The 4,040-nt window shown below is 65.2% G+C and carries 4 protein-coding genes and 1 pseudogene; 2 read left to right on the plus strand and 3 right to left on the minus strand.

Annotated features, from left to right (window positions below; genetic code table 11):
• Nucleotides 1-519: 519 nt before the first annotated feature.
• Nucleotides 520-798, plus strand: a pseudogene (locus H8R17_RS44615) (DeoR family transcriptional regulator); the annotation flags it as partial.
• Here H8R17_RS44615 and H8R17_RS44620 read toward each other — a convergent pair.
• From H8R17_RS44620 to H8R17_RS44630, 3 genes are all read right to left on the minus strand, one after another.
• Nucleotides 687-1,172 carry a VOC family protein gene (locus H8R17_RS44620; protein ID WP_262506036.1) on the minus strand — a complete coding sequence of 162 codons (486 nt, stop codon included), beginning with the start codon at nt 1,170-1,172 and terminating at the stop codon, nt 687-689. The pseudogene H8R17_RS44615 and the gene H8R17_RS44620 sit on opposite strands and share 112 nt — an antisense overlap.
• Nucleotides 1,173-1,330: 158 nt before the next feature.
• On the minus strand, nt 1,331-1,786 hold the full coding sequence (locus H8R17_RS44625) for a type II toxin-antitoxin system VapC family toxin (protein ID WP_187828867.1): 456 nt from the start codon (nt 1,784-1,786) through the stop codon (nt 1,331-1,333).
• Complete coding sequence (locus H8R17_RS44630) at nt 1,776-2,045, minus strand: type II toxin-antitoxin system Phd/YefM family antitoxin (protein WP_187828868.1); 270 nt, start codon at nt 2,043-2,045, stop codon at nt 1,776-1,778. The genes H8R17_RS44625 and H8R17_RS44630 overlap by 11 nt, the downstream gene beginning before the upstream one ends.
• A 1,339-nt stretch (nt 2,046-3,384) precedes the next feature.
• Between H8R17_RS44630 and H8R17_RS44635 the strand changes: the two genes are divergently transcribed.
• Nucleotides 3,385-3,951: a hypothetical protein gene (locus tag H8R17_RS44635; protein ID WP_262506037.1), complete on the plus strand. Its 567-nt coding sequence runs from the start codon at nt 3,385-3,387 to the stop codon at nt 3,949-3,951.
• The last annotated feature ends 89 nt before the right edge of the window (nt 3,952-4,040 follow it).

Genomic DNA, 4,040 nt, shown 5'->3' on the forward strand with positions numbered 1-4,040 from the left:
CCCCTCCGGTCTCCCCATACCACAACAACGAGGACCAAGGCCCGAAGCCACGGCTTGTTTCCCGGCAAGCCCTAACTACACGGCATTGCGTCTAGGCAACGTGCGGCGCGCATCCAGCCCGATATCACGTCCCACTGCGCGGATCCGAAGCCTCGACGAGGGCGGGCGCGGTCTGCTCCTGGCTGCACGACTGTCCCAACGCTGGGTTACCCGCCACACCTCGACCGGGAAAAACAGTCTTGGCCGAGCAGCTTCCGGCTGGTCCTGCTGCGGCGTTTGGCGTGACGGGGCAGCCCTCAATCCGACCAGAACCCCCACAGCGCCTGGTCCGACGCGCCGACGTCCGGCGAGGCGGCCCCGTCCAGCCGTACCCACTCCGGTTGCTCGCAGGTGGCAGCCGCCACATTCCGTGATTCTCGTCCCGATCAACCTGGCCGCAGGCGCGGCAACGTCGCATGAAATCCCCCTGCCGACCCGAACCGGCGGTGCTGGGGCAACCAAGCGGACAGGAGATGCACGATGGATACCGAAGAACGTCGGCGCGGGATTCTTGAGATGACCCGGTGCACAGGCGCGGCGAATGTGGCCAAACTCGCCGCTGACTTCGGGGTTTCCAGAGAGACGATCCGGCGAGACGTTGGTGTGCTGGAGGAGCACGGCCTCGTACGGCGGACCCACGGCGGCGCCTACCCGGTGGAGAGCGCGGGATTCGAGACCACCCTGGACGCTCGCACCACGATGCGTGTCCCGGAGAAGACACGTATCGCGACGGCCGCGGTCGAACTGATAGGCAACGCATTGCCGTCGTACAGCGTGCGCACGTGCACCGCACCGAGCGGGACCAGTCGTGCGCATTCCGCCTCAAGTGCGGCGAGGCGCTCTTCCCCCACGAGTCCGGTGCCGACCCGCACATCAAGATGCACCCGGTTCTTGGCGGCCTTCCCCTCGGGGACACGCTGGAAGTACAGCCGCGGGCCCACACCTGAGGGATCGACGCAGGCGAACCAGGAATCCCGCCGCTCAGGTGGCTGCGAGCGCTTGAAATCGTCCCAAGTGGCAAACCCCGCCGGTGGCGACGGTATGACGTACCGCAGCACCTCGCACCAGAAACGAGCGAGCCGCTCAGGTTCTGCGTAGTCGAAGGTGACTTGGAACTTCTTGATCGGCGTCATCGGGTAACTGTATGGGCGCGTGCCGGCACCGAGGCTCCGGGCGCCATCTCCGTGCAGATCGAGGTCTCGCGTGACCTGGGTTGGTGACGGGCGGTGGGGGTCAGCGACCGGGAGTGGAACCACCTTGGCTTCCGGCACAGGGCGGAGCGGACGGGGTACTACCGGTCGTGCAGGATCTCGGGCCGGGTGACGGGCACGATGGTGATCAAGTCGTCGAGGCCCTTGAAGTCGTCGGGGTTGGTGGTGAACAGGGGGAGTCCCTCGGCGGCCGCGACGGCGGCGATCATCAGGTCGGCCACACGGCGACGGGGCTTGCGGCCTGCGGAGACGACGGCGGCGCAGATTCTGCCGTAGATGCGGGCCGCCTCCACGTCGAAGGGGATGGGGTCGAATTCGTTTTCGGCGCGCTGCAGGACGTCCATGCGGCGGGCCCGCTCGGCGTGTTCGTCGTAGTCGCTCTGCTCGCCGCCGCGCACCTGGTGGGGGCCTGCGGAGAGTTCCGCGAGGGTGATGGCGCTGATGGCCATCTCGGCAGGCAGCTCGTCGGCGTCGATCCACTTGCGCAGGATCATGATGTTGGTGTCGAGCAGGCCTTGCTCGTGCTCAACGGGCATACGGGTCGTCCAACTCCTGCTCGACGACGGCGTCCTGGTCGTCGCGGAAGGCGTCCAGCGAGATGTCAGGGGCGGTACGTGACATGGCCGCGAACTCGGCGCGGGGAACGAAGCGGCGACGGCCGCGGAGCGGGATCAGCTCGCCGACACGATGCCCGTCGCGGGTGACGGTGAACGCCTGTCCTCCCTGGACGGCGTCCATGATTTCTTTGGAGCGGGTGCGCAGATCGCGCTGAGTGATCTCCGGCTGCGCTGTCATGCTGTCCACGATAGCGAAGGTGTGCTACCCGGTGCTACACCGTCACCCGCGATTGCGGATAGGCGAAGGCGCCTTGCTCGTAGAGCGATGTGCATCTGGACACGAAAAAGCCCCTCACGCGTTTCCGCAGGTGAGAGGCTGTATGCGCCCCCGGCGGGAGTCACAAAACATGGCTGGTCGTGCGCACGGCGCTGACCTGCGCATTTGTGCCACGGTGGCGGTTGAGGGGCGGGCGCGGCTGGTCCCGCCTTCGCCGGGGGCGGGGTCGGCAGCTGCGGAATCCGCGTGTGGTGGGCAGGTGCCGCCCCCTGGTTGACGCCTTCCACGAGTTCGGCCGACATCGTGGAAAGCTGACGTGCCGGGGAGAAGGTGTATGGCATGGCGGAGGCCGAGGTGTGCGCAGCCGACCCCCCTCGCCGGCCGGGCAGATGGGGACCCCCGCCTTCTGTTCATGTCCGGTGCGTCGCTGTAGACGGGCCGGAGGGCGAGGAGTTGCGACGGCAACTGGATGCGATCCGCGACGTCCTGAAGTTCCTTGCGGATCAGGAATCGGCCGCTGATCGCCTCGGAGACAGTCAGGGGTGACGGCCTGGTGGCCCTGTGCGGTCGAGGGTCAATAGGCGTGGCACTGCTTGTCATCGCGGCTACGGTGTCGATCCAAAACCCCGGCTCCTGCGGCATGGCGGAACGGCGTCAGGGTGTCTCGTCGCGTCGTTCGGTCCGCAGCAGCCGGGTCAGGTGGGGCGCGGTCTCCCGCTGAACTTGATCTTGGCGGGCCAGTTTACAGTTACACTGTGTCACCAGCAGTCACTGTCAACTGCTGGTGTCGGATAGACTCGAACACGTCGTCGATAGATGTTATTTTCGCCAACCTTGTTGTTGGAGCGTGTGCCAGCGCTCAGGCGGTGATTGAGTGAGCTGCGCTCGTCGAGCTGAATATTGATGAGCTTTGCAGCCAAGTGGCCGACTGGTAAGCGGGGGACGAGGCGTGAGTGCTACACGAGCACATCCTGCGTCATTGCGCTCATTGATGATTCCTGTGGGGAACCGTGGATACGCCTGTACCGGACGGCGGGGAGTGCTGCCCAGCTAAGCCTAGATCTACGCACTTGCCATCCATGTTTCTCACGAGAGTGTCCGTTCGGTTGACTGCTGGAAGATTCTGGCGCCTTGCTACGGGACTGTCTGGCGCGATATCGGGCTTGAAGACGTTTGTTGCGCTGCCATTGATCGTTGTTTGGGTGGGTCATCGGCTGGGCGCTCTGTTTCTCTTCGCGCATGAGGCCGAGGACGGGCGTGAGTGATGACGCAGAGGAGGCGACTCTCGGGCTCAGGCGTCATGAACGGTGCCCTCGACCAGTTGCGAGCCCGGCGCAGACGACGCCTTTTGCGGCATGAGACCGAGCGCCTGGTGGCCTCCATGCCGATCCCGCGGCCCTTCGATCTCGATCGGTTTGTTGCGAATATCGAGCAGGCCCGCGGCCAACGTATCGTCCTGAAGCCTATGCCGGTCCACCTAGTCAACATCACTGGCTTCTGCGGCCTCTGGATCAAACACGACGTCCGGCCGCTCGACCTGATCCTTCATCTCAAGGGCGGTTCGCCCTCGCACGAGCGGCAGATCAAAGTGCACGAGCTCGTCCACCTCTGGGCAGAGGACTCCACTGGCGTCGTCGGCACCGATGAGGTCCTGCGAGACCTCACACCGGCGCGAGTCGAGCAACTGGTAGCTGCTGGCCAAGCCGCCGGACGGCGCCGCTACGACACCGTCATCGAGCAGCGCACCGAGGACGCAGCCACCCTCATCAGCCAGCTGGCCACCAGCTCCAACCTCATCGAAGACTCCGTAGCCCGACGCCTCGCCGAAGACTTCGCCTACCCGTTCAGTAGTGATACCGCTCTGTAAGGCCGGAGTTCCGCAGCAGAGGTAGCGGCATAGTCGCTGGAAATAGGGTTTGACCTGCGAAAACACAGCATGGCCCGGTGACGTGGCGT

The organism is Streptomyces sp. TRM68367, assembly GCF_014495685.1.
GTDB lineage: Bacteria > Actinomycetota > Actinomycetes > Streptomycetales > Streptomycetaceae > Streptomyces.

Bases quoted from the DNA above. Each gene is read 5' to 3' on its own strand.
- H8R17_RS44620 (WP_262506036.1), bottom strand. From the start codon at position 1,172: ATGACGCCGATCAAGAAGTTCCAAGTCACCTTCGACTACGCAGAACCT.
- H8R17_RS44625 (WP_187828867.1), bottom strand. From the start codon at position 1,786: ATGCCCGTTGAGCACGAGCAAGGCCTGCTCGACACCAACATCATGATC.
- H8R17_RS44630 (WP_187828868.1), bottom strand. From the start codon at position 2,045: ATGACAGCGCAGCCGGAGATCACTCAGCGCGATCTGCGCACCCGCTCC.
- H8R17_RS44635 (WP_262506037.1), top strand. From the start codon at position 3,385: ATGAACGGTGCCCTCGACCAGTTGCGAGCCCGGCGCAGACGACGCCTT.